We start from the raw sequence: 17,613 nt of genomic DNA on the forward strand, positions 1-17,613 counted from the left end.
GGGGCCCCCCCCCCCCCCCCCCCCCCCCCCCACAACCTGCCCCCCCCCCCCCCCCGCCCCACCGTGCCCCCCCCCTCGTGTGTGGTCCCCGCGACACCGGTCCATAAACCAGGGGCGCGACGGCCGGCAGCCCCACGAGCACCACGACAAGAGTCGCGACGGCCACCAGCGCGCCCAGAGCACCGTAGAACACCCACCGGCCCAGCAGCACCGGCCAAGCCTGCGGTATGGCCAGGCGCACGTGTTCGCCCGCGTCATAACGGCTTTCGGCGGCCTGGCCGTCGGCTCCGGCAACGGAGACCAGCGCGACGGTGATCGTGATGACCCAGTAGGCGGCGTTCGACGTCGTCACCTGCAGTACCGAGATCTGGCCCGGGATACGCGCGAACGACTCCGCGACCAGCGCGATGCCGAACGTGATCACCACCGGAACGATCACCGCCGCGGGCGCCACCACCGTCCACAGCCGACTGCGCCCGCCGGTGCGGATGATCTCGGCGCGCGCGCTGCGCACCACCGCGGCGGTACTCACGCGCACTCCAACAGCGTCGCCTCGAGCCACTCCCGGGTGTCGGCGCCGGTGGGCGTCAACTGCGCCAGTTCGCCGGCGGCCTGCATCCGTCCGTGGCTGAGCACCGCGACGTGATCGGCGGTCAGCGCCACTTCGCCGAGCAGATGGGTGGCGACGACGACCGTGCGGCCCTGGTCGGCGAGTCGACGAAGCAGGGATCGGAACCAGACGATGCCGGGAACGTCGAGTCCGTTGAGGGGTTCGTCGAACAGCAGCGTCTGCGGGTCGGCCAGCAGTGTGGCCGCGATCGCCACGCGCTGGCGCAGGCCGAGGGACAGCCGGTCGATGTGCGTCGACCGGTAGTCGCACAATTCGGCCTCGCCGAGCACCTCGTCGAGGCGGGCGCCGTCGATACCGGAAAGCGCTGCGAGCCACGACAAATGGCGTCGCACGGTGTGACGGGGGTCCATGGCGGTCGGACCCAGATGAAATCCCAGCAGGCGCGGGTCGCGGCCGGGGCGCCGCCCGCAGACCGAGATCGTTCCGCTGTCGGGACGGGTCAGCCCGGCCAGCACGCGCAGCAGAGTGGTCTTGCCCGCGCCGTTGAGCCCGAGGAGCGCGGTGACCGAGCCGGCGGGAAAGGTGACGGTGACGTCGTCGATGGCGCGGTGAGGGCCGAACGACTTGGTCAATCCAACGACTTCGATCACGCGGACATCATTCGAAATTGCACGGGATGGGCAGACCGAGGGTCTTGATGCCGTTGCACAGCGACTTGCTGGCCAGCTTCCAGCGACCGTCGATTCGGCGCCATTCGGCTTCCACGCGCACGGTCGGCGCCCCCTGCCTGCTGGCGTTGATGACCGCGGTGTGGCGGTCACCGTCGTGGGTTTCGGGACCGGTCACCTGGCTCGATCCGCGAGGCGGGCGGAAGAAGCCGATCCGGTAGACCATCTTCGGCACCACCACCGCCCGGCTGCCGCCCTCGAGTTGAGCGGCTTTCACCGCGTCCGGCGCCGGAGTGCCGACCAGCAGCCGGATCTGGGCGTCGAGTTCCTCGAGCGTCGGCACCTCCGAGGTGATGGCGAACCCGTGGTCTAGCGCGGGCGGTTCTTGGTCCGGGGCAGGCTGCGCGTGGGCCCCCGGAGCGAACAAAGCGGCGGCGGCCAACGTCGCCGCGAGAACGCACAGGCGCCTGAGCATCAACCGGACTCCTATTTAGAGGAAATCTTTGCGGTTAATGTAAACGCCAGTTTGAGCTGAGGCAAGCCTTACCTCGCCCCCAGATCCCCTACTCGCTCGTGGCGCCATCCCCTGATCGGGACCTGGCGGGTTGCGGCGCGCACCCCGTTTCCCGACGGACCCCGACGCAGCAGGCTCATACGCATGACCCTCACACGACTTCTGAGCACGCTCGCGGCGACAGCCGCCGCGGCCGTCGGACTGGCCGCGACGGCCGGCGCGGCTCCCGTCAGCGACGACTTCTGGGAATGCGCGGCCGAGCACCAGGACACCGACGGTCTCGGCGTGTGCTGCGTGTTCTACGGCGGCGACTACGACGAGAGCACCGGCGAATGCTGGATAGACCACGAAGCGAAGCCAGAGGAGGCCCAGACCGGCCCCGGCGTTCCGCCGAAGCACCCGGTGCTGACGCGGGTGGACCGCCTGCCCATTTACGTCATGGGTCAGTGACGTTCGCCGAGTGTCGGATCAATGCACGGTCGATCCGCACACAGCGTGTCTCAACCCGACACTCGGCGGGGCGGTCTACAGCATGCAGCTGACGCAGCCCTCCACCTCAGTGCCCTCCAAGGCCATCTGGCGCAGCCGGATGTAGTACAGCGTCTTGATGCCCTTGCGCCAGGCGTAGATCTGCGCCTTGTTGACGTCGCGCGTGGTGGCGGTGTCCTTGAAGAACAACGTCAGGCTCAAGCCCTGGTCCACATGCTGGGTGGCCGCGGCGTAGGTGTCGATGACCTTCTCGTACCCGATCTCGTACGCGTCCTGGAAGTACTCCAGGTTCTCGTTGGTCATGTAGGGCGCCGGGTAGTAGACGCGGCCGATCTTGCCTTCCTTACGGATCTCGACCTTGGACGCGATCGGGTGGATCGAGGAAGTCGAGTGGTTGATGTAGCTGATCGACCCTGTCGGCGGCACCGCCTGCAGGTTCTGGTTGTAGATGCCGTGCTGTTGCACCGACTCCTTGAGCCGCTTCCAGTCCTCCTGATCGGGGATTCGGATGCCGGCATCGACGAACAGCTGACGGACCTTGTCGGTCTTGGGCTCCCAGACCTGCTCGGTGTACTTGTCGAAGAACTCCCCCGACGCGTACTTGGACTTCTCGAAGCCCTTGAACGCCGTACCGCGTTCGATCGCAATGCGATTCGACGCCCGCAGCGCGTGATAGAGCACGGTGTAGAAGTAGATGTTGGTGAAGTCCACACCCTCTTCGGAGCCGTAGAAGATCCGCTCACGCGCCAGGTACCCGTGCAGGTTCATCTGCCCGAGACCGATCGCGTGAGAGTCGTTGTTGCCCTGCTCGATCGACGGCACCGAAGTGATGTGCGTCTGATCGCTCACCGCGGTCAGCGCACGGATGGCCACCTCGATCGTCTGCGCGAAGTCCGGCGAGTCCATCGCCTTGGCGATGTTCAACGAACCCAGGTTGCACGAGATGTCCTTGCCGATCTTCTTGTAGGACAAGTCCTCGTTGAACTCCGACGGCGTCGACACCTGCAGGATCTCCGAGCACAGGTTCGAATGGGTGATCTTGCCGTCGATCGGGTTCGACCGGTTCACCGTGTCCTCGAACATGATGTACGGGTAGCCCGACTCGAACTGCAGCTCGGCCAGCGTCTGGAAGAACTCGCGCGCTTTGATCTTCGTCTTGCGGATTCGGCTGTCGTCGACCATCTCGTAGTACTTCTCGGTGACCGAGATGTCGGCGAACGGCAGACCGTAGACCCGTTCGACGTCGTAGGGCGAGAACAGGTACATGTCCTCGTTCTTCTTGGCCAGCTCGAACGTGATGTCGGGGATCACCACCCCCAGGCTCAGCGTCTTGATCCGGATTTTCTCGTCGGCGTTCTCGCGCTTGGTGTCGAGGAACCGGTAGATGTCGGGATGGTGGGCGTGCAGGTACACCGCGCCGGCACCCTGACGGGCACCGAGCTGGTTGGCGTAGGAGAACGAGTCTTCGAGCAGCTTCATGATCGGGATGACGCCCGAGCTCTGGTTCTCGATGTTCTTGATCGGGGCGCCGTGCTCACGAATGTTGGTCAGCAGCAACGCGACTCCGCCACCACGCTTGGACAGCTGCAGTGCCGAGTTGATCGAGCGGCCGATCGACTCCATGTTGTCTTCGATGCGAAGGAGGAAGCACGAAACCGGCTCACCGCGCTGCTTCTTCCCTGAATTCAGGAAAGTCGGTGTGGCAGGCTGGAAGCGGCCGTCGATGATTTCGTCGACCAACTTCTCGGCCAGCGTGGTATCGCCGACCGCCAGGGTGAGCGCCACCATCACCACGCGGTCCTCGAAGCGTTCCAGGTAGCGCTTTCCATCGAAGGTCTTGAGCGTGTAGGAGGTGTAGTACTTGAACGCGCCGAGGAACGTCGGGAACCGAAACTTCTTGGCGTACGCCCGATCCAGCAGCGTCTTGACGAAGTTACGCGAGTACTGGTCGAGCACCTCACGCTCGTAGTACTCCTTCTGGATCAGGTAGTCGAGCTTCTCGTCCTGATTGTGGAAGAAGACCGTGTTCTGGTTGACGTGCTGCAGAAAGTACTCGCGCGCGGCAAGCACATCCTTGTCGAACTGAATCTTGCCGTCAGCGTCGTACAGATTCAGCATCGCGTTGAGCGCGTGATAATCCGTCTCGCCGGGCAGCGTTGCCGGCGCGGAGGTTACAGGCTCTGCAGCTGTGACGGTTGGTGACACGTCTGGTCCTTCCAAAAGTCTTCCAAACCCGAACGGACGGCGTCGACGTCGTCCGGGGTTCCCATCAGTTCGAAGCGGTACAGGTACGGGACGCCGCACTTGCGGGACACGACATTGCCCGCGTAGGCGAACTCGGCGCCGAAGTTGTTGTTGCCCGCCGCGATCACGCCACGGATCAACGACCGGTTGTGTTCGTTGTTGAGGAATGCGATGACCTGCTTGGGTACATAGCCACCGTCGTTGATGTCCGGTGTGGCCCGCCCACCGCCGTAGGTGGGCAGGACCAACACGTAGGGCTGGTCGACCTCGATGCGCCCGTGCAGCGGAATCCGGATGGCGGGCAGGCCCAGCTTCTGGACGAAGCGATGGGTGTTCTCCGAGACGCTGGAGAAGTACACGAGGTTGCTCACGCGTCCCCCTTTCTGCCCGTCGAGTACCCCTGAGTCGTCTAAGCCGTCGCGGCGACCGCTCCGAGCGCCTTGATGCGGTCGGGGCGGAAGCCCGACCAGTGCTCGTTGCCGGCCACGACGACGGGGGCCTGCAGGTAACCCAGCGCCATCACGTAGTCGCGGGCTTCGCTGTCGAGGCTGATGTCGACGGTCTCGTAGGCGATGCCCTGCTTGTCCAACGCCTTGTAGGTGGCGTTGCACTGCACGCATGCGGGCTTGGTGTACACGGTGATCGAGTGCTGAGTCATCTGCGGTACGGCTCCTCTACAACTGGCCCTGCACGCTGGCTGGCAACTGGTCGGACACTTCTTGTTGCCGAGATTCATTGAATTTCAGCAGCCCGGAGGCCCGGAAAATTCCTGCCGTCCGAGGCCACCGTCGGTGTGTCTGGGAAGACCCATACAACCGGGTTCGGGGGCTCCGGCCGACGCTCGGAAGGCTTGGGAATCGTGGGGCCTGTCGGTGCTCGAAACACTACACCTAGTGTCCGACATTGCGAAGGAATACCAAATGTTCTGAATAACAATTCTGGAATTCCCAGGTCGTAAGCTCTTCTGGCCACCGCGCCCCGGCGTGTCGCACGTCACACTGCGGGCGCGTCACGCGCGCCTCGCTCGATGCGGTGCGCCATGCGGTAGATATAGCAGCCGGGACCGACAACCAAGCCGAGCGCCGAACCTCACCAGCAAAGCCGTCGGCCGGTCGATTCAACCCCGCCGACGGCTCTGTGCGCGCCCGACGGTCAGCCGGTTTCGGCGACCAATTTGCCGATGACATCGCGCAGGTTCGCGGCCACCTCGGCGTTCTCGCGCGGATGCCTCCCGTCGAACGCCTTGCTCGGCACCGACAGCTTGAGATCCTCGACGACCCGCGGTCCGGCGATGGCGAAGCTCTTACGCGTCTCGTCATGCGCCCACTGGCCGCCATACCGCCCGAGTGCCGCGCCGACGACCGCGAGCGGCTTGTCTTTGAGCGCGCTGCTGCCGTAGGGCCGCGACAACCAGTCGATCGCGTTCTTGAGCACGCCCGGAATGCTGCCGTTGTATTCAGGGGTCACGACCAGCGCGGCATCCGCATCGGCGGCCGCTTGACGCAGCGCCGCCACGGGTTCGGCGACGTCATCGTTGTCGATGTCCTCGTTGTAGAACGGCAGCTCACCCAGCCTGTCGAAGAACTGCAGACGGACACCGTCTGGAGCGGTTTCCAGCGCGAGGTCGACCAACTGCCGGTTGATCGACGCCGCACGCAGGCTACCCAGCAGAACCAGCACATTCACGTTCTCGGTGTCCGACATCTTTGCCATCCCTTCGGTCGCCGGTGGAAATCCTCGCACAAGATAACCGGACTGCGGTCCGATTGATTCCGCCTGAACTAAACTGCTGACATGGCCGCTCCTCGTCCGCTCAACGAGCTGCCGGTCACCGACCAAACTCCCCATGAACGTGGGGACGCCGCCCGCAACCGCACCCTACTTCTGGACGCCGCACGCCGGCTCATCGCCGAGCGGGGTGCCGACTCGGTCACCACCGACGACATCGCCACCGCGGCAGGCGTTGGCAAGGGCACCTTGTTCCGCCGGTTCGGCAGCCGCGCGGGATTGATGATCGTGCTGCTCGACGAGGACGAGAAAGCACATCAGGAAGCGTTCCTGTTCGGACCGCCGCCTCTTGGTCCGGGCGCGCCGCCGCTCGAACGACTGCTGGCCTACGGGCGAGATCGGCTGACATTCGTGCACAGACATCACGCACTGCTGTCCGACGCCAACCGGGATCCCCAGACGCGGTTCAACGCCCCCGCGACACTGCATCACCGGCATGTGCGGGTTTTGTTGGAGTCCGCGGGCACGACCGGTGATCTCGATGCGCAGGCCGCCGCGCTGGTGGCATTGCTCGACGCGGACTACGTGCAGCATCAGCTCCATGAGCGCGGCGCGACGATCGAGTCGCTCGGTGATGCGTGGGAGTCGGTGGCGCGCAAGCTGTGTGGCCGATGAGCGCTTGCGCGAAGAGCAGACGACCCCGATGAGCGCCCGATGAGACGCTGGGTCCTGCATGTCGATCTCGACCAGTTCCAAGCCGCGGTCGAGATCCGGCGCAACCCGCAACTGGCCGGGCAGCCGATCATCGTCGGCGGCAATGGAGACCCGAACGAGCCCCGCAAGGTCGTCACGTGCGCGTCCTATCCGGCCCGGACGTACGGCGTGCGGGCGGGCATGCCGCTGCGCACCGCCGCCCGAAAGTGCCCGGATGCGACGTTCCTTCCGTTGGACACCGACGCCTACGACGAGGCCTCCGAGGAGGTCATGGGCGTGCTGCGCGACTTCGGATATCCGGTGGAGGTATGGGGTTGGGACGAGGCCTATGTCGGCGCCGACCTGGACGACACGCACAGCCCGTACGAACTCGCCGAGCGGATCCGCGAGGTGATCGCCGCTGAGACCGGTCTGACTTGCTCGGTGGGCATCAGCGACAACAAACAACGCGCCAAGGTCGCGACCGGCTTCGGCAAGCCGGGACCCGAACCCGGCGAGTCGGCGGGCGTGTACCAACTCACCGACGAGAACTGGATGGCCGTCATGGGCGACCGGGAGGTCGAGGCCCTCTGGGGGATCGGCCCGAAGACAGCGAAAAGGCTTGCCGGGATGGGCATCGGCACCGTCGCCGATCTGGCCGGCACCGACGCGACGGTGCTCACCGAGGCGTTCGGCCCGACCACCGGTCTGTGGATTCTGCTGCTCGCCAAGGGCGGCGGCGACAAAGACGTCAGCGCCGCACCGTGGGTGCCGCGCTCTCGCAGTCACGTCATCACCTTCCCCCGCGACCTCACCGAGCGCGACGAGATGGGTTCCGCCGTCATCGATTTGGCGCGACAGACACTGACCGAGGTCGTCGAGCAGCATCGGGTCGTCACCCGGGTGGCGGTGACGGTCCGAACCAAGACCTTCTACACCAGGACCAAGATCCGCAAACTGCCCCAACCCACGGTGGACGAGAACCTCATCACGCGAACGGCACTGGAGATACTCGGCCAGTTCGAACTCGACCGCCCCGTCCGGCTGTTGGGTGTGCGACTCGAACTGGCGCCACCGGAAGGCGGGTACTGAGGTGCTCACCACGGTCGCGATCCGCGGATATCGCTCACTGCGCGAGATCGTGCTACCGCTCGCGGGGCTCACCGTCATCACCGGCGCCAACGGAACGGGTAAGTCGTCGCTGTATCGCGCGTTGCGCCTGCTCGCCGACTGCGGCCGCGGTGAGGTGATCGGATCGCTGGCCCGCGAGGGCGGGCTGCAGTCGGTCCTGTGGGCGGGCCCCGAACAACTGGGCGGGGCGCGCCGCACCGGACAGGTTCAAGGCACGACCCGCACAGGTCCGGCGTCCCTCGAGATGGGGTTCGCAGCCGACGATTTCGGCTATCTCGTCGACCTCGGCCTTCCCCAGATGGCGGGACATCAGTCGCTGTTCTCGCTCGACCCGGAGATCAAACGTGAGGCGGTGTTCGCCGGGCCCGTCATGCGCAACAGCTCGACGCTGGTGCGCCGCACCCGCGACTACGTCGAGGCGCGCGCCGAATCCGGCAGCGGATTCGACAAGGTGACGCAAGCCCTTCCGGCCCACCGCAGCGTGCTGGCCGAGTATGCCCATCCCGGTGCGCACCCGGAGCTTGCGGCGGTGCGGGACCGGTTGCGTAACTGGCGGTTCTACGACGGCTTCCGCGTCGACGCCGCAGCACCCTCGCGGCAGCGCACCGTCGGGACCCGCACGCCCGTGCTCTCCGACGACGGCAGTGACCTGGCCGCCGCGATCCAGACCATCATCGAGGCCGGCCACGACGAGCTGCACCGGGCGATCGCCGAGGCCTTCGACGGGGCGACGGTGTCGATTGCCGTGCACGACGGGCTGTTCGACCTGCAGCTGCATCAGCCGGGTATGCTGCGCCCGCTGCGGGCCACCGAATTATCCGACGGCACACTGCGATTCCTTCTGTGGGCCGCGGCGCTGCTGAGCCCGCGGCCGCCGTCGCTGATGGTGCTCAACGAACCGGAGACGTCTCTGCACCCGGACCTGGTGGGCCCGCTGGCGTCGTTGATCCGCGCCGCGGCGGACACCACCCAGGTCGTCGTCGTCACTCATTCCAAGGCGCTGCTCGGACACCTCAACGCCGTTGCTGTGGGCGATGCCGCCGAGACCGAAGCGTCCGCGGTGGAGATCCCGTTGTACAAGGACCTCGGCGAGACACGGGTCGATGGCCTCGGCATGCTCACCATGCCGCCGTGGGACTGGGGTACGCGCTAACCGCGGTGCGCCGAGGGCCGCAGCGCCTTGGTGAACAACACGTTCGCCTGGCGCATCGCGACGCTGTAAGGCCACCACATGGTGCGCTTGAACAAATAGAGCGCCCGGATGTCGGCTGAGGTGTAGATCAGGAACCGGTTACGACGCACACCCTTGAGGATGCACTCGGCGGCGCGCTCGGGCGAGACCGCGTGCCCGCTGAAGCGGTCGGTCCACTTCTTGACCCGCGGGTCTTCGCGGTCGACGCCGGCGATCTGAACCGTCTGCACCAGAGGCGTTTTCACCGCGCCTGGAACCACCACCGAAACCCCGATCCGGTGTCGCGCCAGATCGAAACGCAGCACCTCGGACATCCCGCGCAGTCCGAACTTGCTCGCGCTGTAGGCCGCATGCCAGGGCAGCGCGACCAGCCCCGCCGCCGAGGACACGTTGACGATGTGACCGCCCGTGCCGGCCGCGACCATCGGCGGCACGAACGCCTCGATGACGTGGATCGGTCCCATCAGGTTGATGTCGACCATGGACCTCCAGTGCTGGTGCGTCAGCGTCGAGACGGTCCCCCACGCCGACACCCCCGCGATGTTCATCACGATGTCCATCGCGGGATGACGCGAGTGGATGTCGTCGGCGAACGCGATCACCGCGTCGTAGTCGGAGATATCGAGAGCGCGGTATTCGGCCACCTCGGCGCCCAAGGCGCGCGCGTCGGCGACGGTCTTCTCCAGACCTTCGGCGTCGCGGTCGGTCAGATAGAGCTCGGCGCCCTCGGTGGCCAGCTTCAACGCGGTCGCACGGCCGATGCCGCTGGCGGCCCCGGTCAGAAAGCAACGCTTGTTCGCATACCCGGTGTGCGCCATGGCGGTGAGGATACTGATTCCCGCCCTAGCGATCGTCAGATGGCTGGATGTGTCCCCAGAACGCCGCCACCCACAGCCGCTCGAGGGTGTCGACGGCCCGGCGGGGGTCGATGCCGCGGCCGACGAAGGTGCTGTCGTGCGTCAGCGTCATCGTCGTCGTCGCGGCCAGTGTCCGCACGAGCGCGGGCAGGTCCTCGGAGATCGGGCGGGCGTCGGCGTCGTTCTCGAGCAGCGCGATCAGCTTGTCGATGATGCCGTCGTAGAAGTCGTCCATCATCTCGCGGATCTTGGCGTCGGTGTTGCGGGCCACCGCACACGCGGTCAGTACCGGATCGTCGTTGGCGTACACCGCCGCCGCGCTGCCCACCATCCGCTTCGCGAAGGCCTCCGGCGTCTCCCCCGGCTCCCGGGGTGCGAAGTGGTGGGTCAGGCTGTCGAGCATCTCGCCGGCGCCTGCCAGGATCTCGGCGAGCACCGCGTACTTGGAGTCGAAGTAGAAGTAGAACCCGGAGCGGGCGACGCCGGCGTGTTCGCTGATGGCGCTGACGGACAGGTTCGCGAACGGCTGTTCCTGCACCAGCTCGCGCACGGCGTTGAGGATCGCGTCGCGCTGCCGGTCACCGCGGCTCCGACGCGTTTGCGATGCTGGTTGGGCGCTCATCGCCCTAGACCTTCGCACCGCAGCGCGTCAGAACAAAACTTGACATGCGTCAAGTCTGCCATCCAGGATGGTGATGAGAGTGACAACGGCCACATTCTTTTTCATCAGGAGCTTGTGAATGACCGCGACGATCAGCACGACGGACTATCTGCTCGACCAGGCCAAGCGCCGGCTCACCCCGTCGTTCAACAACTTCCCCGGCATGGGACTCGTGGAGCGCAAGCTGCTCAACACGGATTTCCCGCAGAAACCGATGGCCACCCCACCCGCTGGCAGCGATCTCAAGCCGGTGATCGGCGACGCCGGTCTGCCGATCATCGGACACATGATCGAGATGTTCCGCGGCGGACCCGACTACCTGCTGCACGTCTACCGCAAGTACGGCCCCCTGTACTACGCCGACTCGCCCGCGCTGCCCGCCGTCGCGGCCCTCGGGCCCGACGCCGCGCAGGCCGTCTACTCCAACCGCAACAAGGACTTCTCGCAGCAGGGCTGGGTTCCGGTGATCGGCCCGTTCTTCCATCGCGGCTTGATGCTGCTCGACTTCGAGGAGCACATGTTCCACCGGCGCATCATGCAGGAGGCGTTCGTGCGCACCCGCCTGGTCGGTTACCAGGAGCAGGTGGACAAGGTGGTCTCCCAGGTGATCGCCAACGACTGGGTCGTCAACGACGGGCGTTTCCTGATGTACCCGGCGATGAAGGAGCTGACCCTCGACATCGCCTCGATGGTCTTCATGGGCCATGAGCCCGGCTCCGACAAGGAACTGGTGACCAAGGTCAACCAGGCATTTACCACCACGACCCGCGCCGGCAACGCCATCATCCGCAAACCCGTGCGCCCGTTCACCTGGTGGCGCGGCATGCAGGCCCGCAAGCTGCTCGAGGACTACTTCGAGGAGCGGGTCAAGGAACGCCGCGGCAAGGACGGCTCGGATCTGTTGACGGTGCTGTGCCATACCGAGGACGAGGACGGCAACAAGTTCTCCGACGAGGACATCGTCAACCACATGATCTTCCTGATGATGGCCGCGCATGACACGTCGACATCGACCGCGACGACGATGATCTACCACTTGGCCAAGCACCCCGAGTGGCAGGAACGCTGCCGCGAGGAGTCCGATCGCCTCGGTGACGGGCCGGCCGATATCGAGTCCCTCGAAAAGCTCGAGTCGCTGGATCTGGTGATGAACGAGTCGATCCGTCTGGTCACCCCGGTGCAGTGGGCCATGCGGCAAACCGTGCGCGACACCGAATTGCTCGGCTACTACCTGCCCAAGGGCACCAACGTCATCGCGTACCCGGGGATGAACCACCGTCTCGAGGAGTTCTACCCCGACCCGATGAAGTTCGACCCGTTGCGGTTCACCGAGCCGCGCAACGAGCACAAGCAGCACCGCTACGCGTTCAGCCCCTTCGGCGGCGGGGCGCACAAGTGCATCGGCATGACGTTCGGGCAGCTGGAGGTCAAGACGATCCTGCACCGGCTGCTGCGTAAGTACCGGCTCGAACTGCCCCGCCCGGACTACACGACGGAATGGGATTACGGCGGCATGCCGGTGCCCAAGGACGGCATGCACATCGTGCTGCGCCCGCTGCACTGAGCCTCGTTGCCGCGAAATTGCGTTCCGGCAGCGAAAGGTCGAGTGACGGCCTGCGGGAACGCAATTTCGCGGACCAGGGCGCGATCAGTCAGCGATCAGGACGCCGCCAGGAGACGGTTCGCACACGCGATGACGGCGCTCAACGCCGATTGCGTCGCGTCCTCGGACAGCCCCATCGCCCACTCCGACTTCAGTCCGTCGGAGCCGCGGATGAAGGTGGCGGTGCGCTCACCGGCGTTCACCTGGTGAAACGCGGTCATCTCCACCGAGATGCCGCGGTCGTAGAGCATCGAGGTCAGCGCGGCGACGGGACCCGGCGCCGCCGCTGACGTCGTACAGATCCGGTCTCCGATGGCGAGCGTCGCCTGATAGTTGCGGGCCTGGGGCCCCAGCCGGGTGGCGGGACGATCGCCGTCGGCGCAGCTCCAGTTGCCCAGCCTCAGGGGCCCCGAAGCAGGTGCGTACTCGGCGAGAAACGTCTCGAAGGACATCGCGTCGGCCTCCTTGCGCAGACCACGGGGCGGCGGGGCGTCCAGATATGCCGCAAACGTCGACGGTGCGCTGGTAGCGGATTCTGTTGCAGAGATCATGTGCCGGTCTTTTCTTCGAAGAGATGACCGACTACGTAGCGACGACCCACAGCGAGGGGTCGGTCAGGATCAGACCCCGCTGCGGGTTGCTACTACGAGTCGCCTCGGCACGCGTTCGATCGTAGACAACCACCGACTGGGCCGCAAAGGAGAAACCTTTCGCAAACTGACTCCGCAACCTTCGCATTCCGACTGTTCTTCTGCCGGGTGTTCTGAAAAGGTGTCTTCCTACTTCTGGAGTCCGGATGACCTGGGGGGACGCATGCGAAACGAGGGTGCAGGCAGCCGCGTGGCGTCGATGCGGGCCGACACAGAGGTGTCCGCCGGCGAACGCGTGGGCTCGTTCCGTTACTTCCGCGCCGAGGACCGCTGGGAGTGGTCCGACGCGGTCGCCCGGATGCACGGCTATCCGTCCGGGGAGGCGGCGCCCAGCACCTCGCTGGTGCTGTCGCACAAGCACCCCGACGATGCGGCCAGTGTCGCGTTGCTGATCGAGACGGTGACCGGCCAGGGCCGGCCGTTCAGCAGCCGCCACCGCATCATCGACACCCACGGCAACGTCCACCCCGTTCTCGTCATCGGGGAACGCTTGCGTGATGACGACGGCGAGGTCATCGGCACCCAGGGCCTGTACGTCGATCTGAGCAACGTCGACGACACGGCGACGGTCGACGCCGCCATCGCCGACTTCACCGAGCACCGGGCGATCATCGAACAGGCCAAAGGCGTGCTGATGATGACGTACGCCATCACCGCCGAGCGGGCCTTCGACATTCTCGTGTGGCGCTCCCAGGAGACCAACACCAAACTGCGCGTGCTGGCCGCGCAGCTCGTCGACGACTTCACCGCCGAGCTGAAAGTGCCCCATGAGGTGCGCCAGCGGGCCGACCATTTGCTGCTCACGTCGCATCGGCGGATCGGGCGCCACGGCGACGAGCGCAGCAACGCCTGCTGACCGGCCGAGCTGAGCGAGGCACATCACAGCGCCACGAATCTTCGATTGGCGCGCCCTGGCCGTAGCGTGACCTCCGATGACGTGGGCCCTGCTGTTCGCCGCCGGCGTTCTCGGCGGGCTCACCGGCAGCATCGCCGGGCTCGCCTCGGTGGCCACCTATCCCGCGCTGCTGCTCTTCGGGTTGCCCCCGGTGACCGCCAACGTGACGAACACCGTGGCGCTGGTGTTCAACGGCATCGGCTCGGTGTTGGGTTCGCGCCCCGAACTCGAGGGGCAAGGCCGGTGGATTCTGCGCACCGCGCCGATCGCGGTGTTCGGCGGCGTGGCCGGCGCCGCGCTGTTGCTCACCACACCCGCCGAGGGCTTCGAGAGATCCGTGCCGATTCTGCTCGGTATCGCCTCGGTCGCGATCCTGTTGCCCCGCCGGGCTCCCCGTGACGAACCGAGCGCGGGGCGTCGCCGTGCGGTGGTGTTCATCGAGGCCACCGCCGTGTTCTTGATCTGTATCTACGGCGGCTATTTTGGCGCGGCCGCGGGTGTGCTGCTGTTGGCGCTCCTCCTGCGCACCGGCCACGCCTCGCTCGCGGAGGCCAACGCGGGCAAGAACGTGATCCTCGGTGTGGCCAACCTCGTGGCGGCCGTGGTCTTCGCGGTGCTGGCGCCGGTGCAGTGGGGGGCGATGTTGGTGCTGGGCCTGGGCTGTCTGATCGGGTCCCGGCTCGGGCCGGTGGTCGTGCGGCACGCACCCGCGGGGCCGCTGCGCGTGATGATCGGCGCGGCCGGCGTGGCGCTGGCTGTCCAGCTGGCCCTCGATACCTACGCCTAGAGCTGGAAGGGGCTGTCGCCCTTGATCACCCGTTTGCCGAGGTCGATGAGGTTCTGGGCGTTGGCGTGCAACCGCTCCCCCGCGTCCCGGCTGGCCTGACCGACCAGGAACCGCGACCATGTGCCCTCGATGACGATCCCGAGTTTGAAGCAGGCCATCGCGATATACCAATCGAGACTTGGTGTTTCGCGTCCCCCCGCTTCGAGATAGGCCTCGAGGAGCTCGCGACGGGTGGCGAGCCCGCCGAGCGCGGCCAGTTCTGCGCCCGCGGTGATCGTGTTGGTCTCCAGCGGCCAGCAGATCAACATCCAGCCCAGGTCGAGCAGCGGGTCACCGATCGTGCACATCTCCCAGTCGACGAACGCCGCCACCTCGGGCTTGTCGCGACGCAGCAACACATTGCTCAGATGCGGGTCGCCGTGCAGCACGCCCGGTCGGCCCTCCGGCGGCAGGTTCGACGCCAACCACTCGGCGAGTTCGGTGACAGCCAGCGACTCGGGGTCGTATCGGTCGTGTCGATAGCTCTCGAGCAGCCGCAGGAACTGCGGAACCTGGCGTTCCAGAAAGGATCCGGGCCGTTTGAGTTCGGCGAGCGGGCTACCCTCCCATTCGACCTGCCCGAGCGCGGCCAGGCTCGCCGCGTACGACAACCCCACCTGATGGCGCATCGCCGGATCGCGCACATACGCCTCGGACATGTCGTCGCCGGGGTTGAAGCCGTCGACCACTTCCATCAAATAGAAGACCACGCCGAGGACGCTGAGATCCTCACAAGCGGCGATGAATCCGGGGTGCGGCACGGGCGTGCCCGCCAACGTTCGCAACGCCGCGATCTCGCGCAGCATCGTCTTGTCGCTCGTCGGCCGCGGGTGCGCCGGCGGCCGACGGAGCACCATGGGCCGGTCGTCGATCCGCAACCGCACCACGATGTTCTGCGTCCCACCGGTCAGCGGTTCGACGTCGCTGACGGTCGTCCCCAGACCCTGCGCGCGCACCCACTGCTGCAGCGCGGCCTGGTCATCGTGGCTCAGTGTCGGGAGTTGATGCGCGTCGTCGGGCATGTAGACATCGTGTCAGGTCGACCGCGCGAGCGGCACGGGAGTCAGCCTTCGTAGGCCAGGCAGGCTTGCGCGATCAGTCCAGGATTCGGCGTGCCACGTTCGTCGTCACAAGATCCAGCAACTCGTCCGCCCGACCCGCGAGGATGGTCCTGATCGCATACAGCGAAAAGCCTTTGGCCTGCTCGGCGGTGATCGTCGGTGGTATCGACAGTTCCTGACGCGCGGTCACGACATCCACGACCGCCGGGCCGTCGTGGGCGAACGCGTCGGCCAAGGCCGATTCGAGATCCGCAGGCTGCTCCACCCGTCGGCCGAAGATGCCCATCGCCGTTGCGACAGCAGCGAAGTCGGGATTGACGAGGTCGGTGCCGAAGTTGACGATGCCGGCCGCCTTCATCTCCAACTCGACGAAGTTCAGCGACGAGTTGTTGAAGACGACCACTTTGACGGGGAGCCCGTTCTGGATCAGCGTGACGAGTTCACCGAAGAGCATCGTCAACCCGCCGTCGCCGGCCAGGGCCACGATCTGGCGGTCGCGATCGACGGACTGCGCCCCGATGCCCAGCGGCAACGCGCACGCCATCGTGCCGTGGTTGAACGACCCGATCAACCGGCGGCGACCGTTCATGCTCAAATAGCGCGCCGCCCACACCACCGGTGAACCGACGTCGACGGTGAACACCGCATCGTCGGCAGCGAGCCGATTGACAAGTCCCGCAACGAATTCCGGCCGGATGGGCTGGCGGTCGCGGTCATTGACGGCCAGGTCGTCCAGCCTCCGGCGGGTTTTGCGGTAATGCTTCAGCGACCGGTCGAGGTGTTCGCGGTCGGTCTTGTCCTGCAGCAACGGTTGCAGCGCGTCGAGGGTATCGACGACGGTACCGACGAGACCAAGGTCGATCGGCACCCGGCGACCGAGGTGGCGCCCGCGGATGTCGACCTGGATGACCTTCGCATGGTCGGGATAGAACTGCTGGTACGGAAAGTCGGTACCCAGCATCAGCAGAACGTCGGACTCCTTGATGGCCTTGTAGCCGGACGCGAATCCGAGCAGTCCGGTCATACCGACGTCGAACGGGTTGTCGTATTCGATGAACTCCTTGCCGCGCAGCGCATGTACCACCGGCGCGTTGAGTGTGCCCGCCGCGCGGATGAGCGCATCGTGGGCCCCCGCGACGCCGGCCCCTCCCAGGATGGTGACGGCGCGCCCGTCGTTGAGGATCGTCGCCGCCTGACGCAGCGACTCGTCGTCGGGGCGCACAACGGACCGGGTCGGCCGCACGGCACGAGTGTTCCAGCTCGACGCGTCGGAACGGTCGCCGAAGATCTCGCCCGGGATCACGACCACCGCGACGCCGTTCTCTTCGACCGCGGCGCGCATCGCCATCTCGACGATGCGCGGGGCCATCTCCGGTGTACTGACGAGCTCGCAGTAGACACTGCACTCGCGGAACAGGTCTTGCGGGTGCGTCTCCTGGAAGTAGTCCGATCCGATCTCGGTACGCGGGATGTGCGCGGCGATCGCGAGGACGGGCACGCGGCTGCGGTGGGCATCGAACAGGCCGTTGATCAGGTGCAGGTTGCCCGGCCCGCAGCTACCCGCGCAGACCGAGAGCATGCCGGTGATGGCCGCGTCGGCGGCCGCGGCGAATGCGGCGGTCTCCTCGTGGCGGACGTGCTCCCAACTCATTTCACCCGAGCGGCGGATCGCATCGGTGAAGCCGTTGAGGCTGTCGCCCGGCAGGCCGTAGACGCGCCGCACACCGCTGAGCCTCAAGGTGTCGATGAGGTGATCGGCGAAGGTCGCCACCCCGACAGGCTAGCGATTTGTGCACGTCTAGGAGCGGTGAGCGCTCCTAAACGTGCACA

Annotated in this window: 18 protein-coding genes and 1 pseudogene; 7 read left to right on the forward strand and 12 right to left on the reverse strand. The window is 66.2% G+C overall.

Annotation, left to right across the window (positions count from 1 at the left end):
• From AU198_RS14725 to AU198_RS14735, 3 genes and pseudogenes are all read right to left on the reverse strand, one after another.
• A pseudogene (locus AU198_RS14725) lies at positions 1 to 532 on the reverse strand (hypothetical protein); the annotation flags it as partial.
• Positions 529 to 1,221 (reverse strand): ABC transporter ATP-binding protein, encoded by a 693-nt coding sequence (locus AU198_RS14730; protein ID WP_064348898.1) that lies wholly within the window; start codon positions 1,219 to 1,221, stop codon positions 529 to 531. The gene AU198_RS14730 and the pseudogene AU198_RS14725, both read right to left, overlap by 4 nt.
• A gap of 7 nt (positions 1,222 to 1,228) precedes the next feature.
• Entirely contained in the window at positions 1,229 to 1,714 is a 486-nt protein-coding gene (locus AU198_RS14735) for an MTB12 C-terminal domain-containing protein (protein WP_064348899.1), read from the reverse strand.
• Between the two features lie 183 nt (positions 1,715 to 1,897).
• Between AU198_RS14735 and AU198_RS14740 the strand changes: the two genes are divergently transcribed.
• A complete protein-coding gene (locus AU198_RS14740; protein ID WP_064348900.1) occupies positions 1,898 to 2,203 on the forward strand; it encodes a hypothetical protein in 306 nt (101 codons plus the stop codon).
• A 75-nt stretch (positions 2,204 to 2,278) separates the two neighbouring features.
• On the opposite strand, the gene nrdE is transcribed toward AU198_RS14740, so the two are convergent.
• From nrdE to AU198_RS14760, 4 genes are all read right to left on the reverse strand, one after another.
• Positions 2,279 to 4,447, reverse strand: coding sequence for a class 1b ribonucleoside-diphosphate reductase subunit alpha (gene nrdE, locus AU198_RS14745; RefSeq protein ID WP_156431613.1), 2,169 nt, complete (start codon positions 4,445 to 4,447; stop codon positions 2,279 to 2,281).
• A complete protein-coding gene (nrdI, locus tag AU198_RS14750) occupies positions 4,414 to 4,857 on the reverse strand; it encodes a class Ib ribonucleoside-diphosphate reductase assembly flavoprotein NrdI (RefSeq protein ID WP_064348902.1) in 444 nt (147 codons plus the stop codon). Before nrdI ends, nrdE begins: the two co-directional genes overlap by 34 nt.
• 38 nt (positions 4,858 to 4,895) lie before the next feature.
• Complete coding sequence (locus AU198_RS14755; RefSeq protein ID WP_064348903.1) at positions 4,896 to 5,144, reverse strand: redoxin NrdH; 249 nt, start codon at positions 5,142 to 5,144, stop codon at positions 4,896 to 4,898.
• A gap of 494 nt (positions 5,145 to 5,638) precedes the next feature.
• The gene (locus tag AU198_RS14760) at positions 5,639 to 6,190 is read right to left on the reverse strand and encodes an NAD(P)H-dependent oxidoreductase (RefSeq protein ID WP_064348944.1); all 552 of its coding nucleotides are present in this window, start codon (positions 6,188 to 6,190) and stop codon (positions 5,639 to 5,641) included.
• Between the two features lie 90 nt (positions 6,191 to 6,280).
• Here AU198_RS14760 and AU198_RS14765 point away from each other — a divergent pair, with 90 nt between their 5' ends.
• Genes AU198_RS14765 through AU198_RS14775 form a run of 3 tightly spaced genes read left to right on the forward strand, consistent with a single transcriptional unit; the run spans position 6,281 to position 9,191 of the window.
• Positions 6,281 to 6,889, forward strand: coding sequence for a TetR/AcrR family transcriptional regulator (locus AU198_RS14765; protein ID WP_064348904.1), 609 nt, complete (start codon positions 6,281 to 6,283; stop codon positions 6,887 to 6,889).
• 39 nt (positions 6,890 to 6,928) lie between these two features.
• Positions 6,929 to 7,999, forward strand: coding sequence for a DNA polymerase IV (locus AU198_RS14770; RefSeq protein ID WP_064348905.1), 1,071 nt, complete (start codon positions 6,929 to 6,931; stop codon positions 7,997 to 7,999).
• Between the two features lies 1 nt (position 8,000).
• The gene (locus AU198_RS14775; RefSeq protein ID WP_064348945.1) at positions 8,001 to 9,191 is read left to right on the forward strand and encodes an AAA family ATPase; all 1,191 of its coding nucleotides are present in this window, start codon (positions 8,001 to 8,003) and stop codon (positions 9,189 to 9,191) included.
• Here the strand turns inward: AU198_RS14775 and AU198_RS14780 are convergent.
• Together AU198_RS14780 and AU198_RS14785 are read right to left on the reverse strand one after the other, a co-directional pair.
• The gene (locus tag AU198_RS14780) at positions 9,188 to 10,048 is read right to left on the reverse strand and encodes an SDR family oxidoreductase (protein ID WP_064348906.1); all 861 of its coding nucleotides are present in this window, start codon (positions 10,046 to 10,048) and stop codon (positions 9,188 to 9,190) included. The genes AU198_RS14775 and AU198_RS14780 overlap by 4 nt on opposite strands.
• Before the next feature lie 25 nt (positions 10,049 to 10,073).
• On the reverse strand, positions 10,074 to 10,709 hold the full coding sequence (locus AU198_RS14785; RefSeq protein ID WP_064348907.1) for a TetR/AcrR family transcriptional regulator: 636 nt from the start codon (positions 10,707 to 10,709) through the stop codon (positions 10,074 to 10,076).
• A 118-nt stretch (positions 10,710 to 10,827) separates the two neighbouring features.
• On the opposite strand from AU198_RS14785, the gene AU198_RS14790 reads away from it, so the two are divergent.
• Complete coding sequence (locus AU198_RS14790; RefSeq protein WP_064348908.1) at positions 10,828 to 12,312, forward strand: cytochrome P450; 1,485 nt, start codon at positions 10,828 to 10,830, stop codon at positions 12,310 to 12,312.
• A 95-nt stretch (positions 12,313 to 12,407) separates the two neighbouring features.
• On the opposite strand, the gene AU198_RS14795 is transcribed toward AU198_RS14790, so the two are convergent.
• Positions 12,408 to 12,902 (reverse strand): 2-isopropylmalate synthase, encoded by a 495-nt coding sequence (locus AU198_RS14795; RefSeq protein WP_197416117.1) that lies wholly within the window; start codon positions 12,900 to 12,902, stop codon positions 12,408 to 12,410.
• A gap of 262 nt (positions 12,903 to 13,164) precedes the next feature.
• Between AU198_RS14795 and AU198_RS14800 the strand changes: the two genes are divergently transcribed.
• A complete protein-coding gene (locus AU198_RS14800; protein ID WP_353612090.1) occupies positions 13,165 to 13,857 on the forward strand; it encodes a PAS and ANTAR domain-containing protein in 693 nt (230 codons plus the stop codon).
• Between the two features lie 76 nt (positions 13,858 to 13,933).
• Positions 13,934 to 14,683 carry a sulfite exporter TauE/SafE family protein gene (locus tag AU198_RS14805; protein ID WP_064348909.1) on the forward strand — a complete coding sequence of 250 codons (750 nt, stop codon included), beginning with the start codon at positions 13,934 to 13,936 and terminating at the stop codon, positions 14,681 to 14,683.
• Here AU198_RS14805 and AU198_RS14810 read toward each other — a convergent pair.
• Together AU198_RS14810 and poxB are read right to left on the reverse strand one after the other, a co-directional pair.
• A complete protein-coding gene (locus AU198_RS14810) occupies positions 14,680 to 15,744 on the reverse strand; it encodes a phosphotransferase family protein (RefSeq protein WP_064348910.1) in 1,065 nt (354 codons plus the stop codon). The genes AU198_RS14805 and AU198_RS14810 overlap by 4 nt on opposite strands.
• A gap of 73 nt (positions 15,745 to 15,817) precedes the next feature.
• Complete coding sequence (gene poxB, locus AU198_RS14815; protein WP_064348911.1) at positions 15,818 to 17,554, reverse strand: ubiquinone-dependent pyruvate dehydrogenase; 1,737 nt, start codon at positions 17,552 to 17,554, stop codon at positions 15,818 to 15,820.
• Positions 17,555 to 17,613 lie beyond the last annotated feature (59 nt).

Source organism: Mycobacterium sp. GA-1199, assembly GCF_001500045.1.
In the GTDB taxonomy this organism is placed as follows: Bacteria; Actinomycetota; Actinomycetes; order Mycobacteriales; family Mycobacteriaceae; genus Mycobacterium.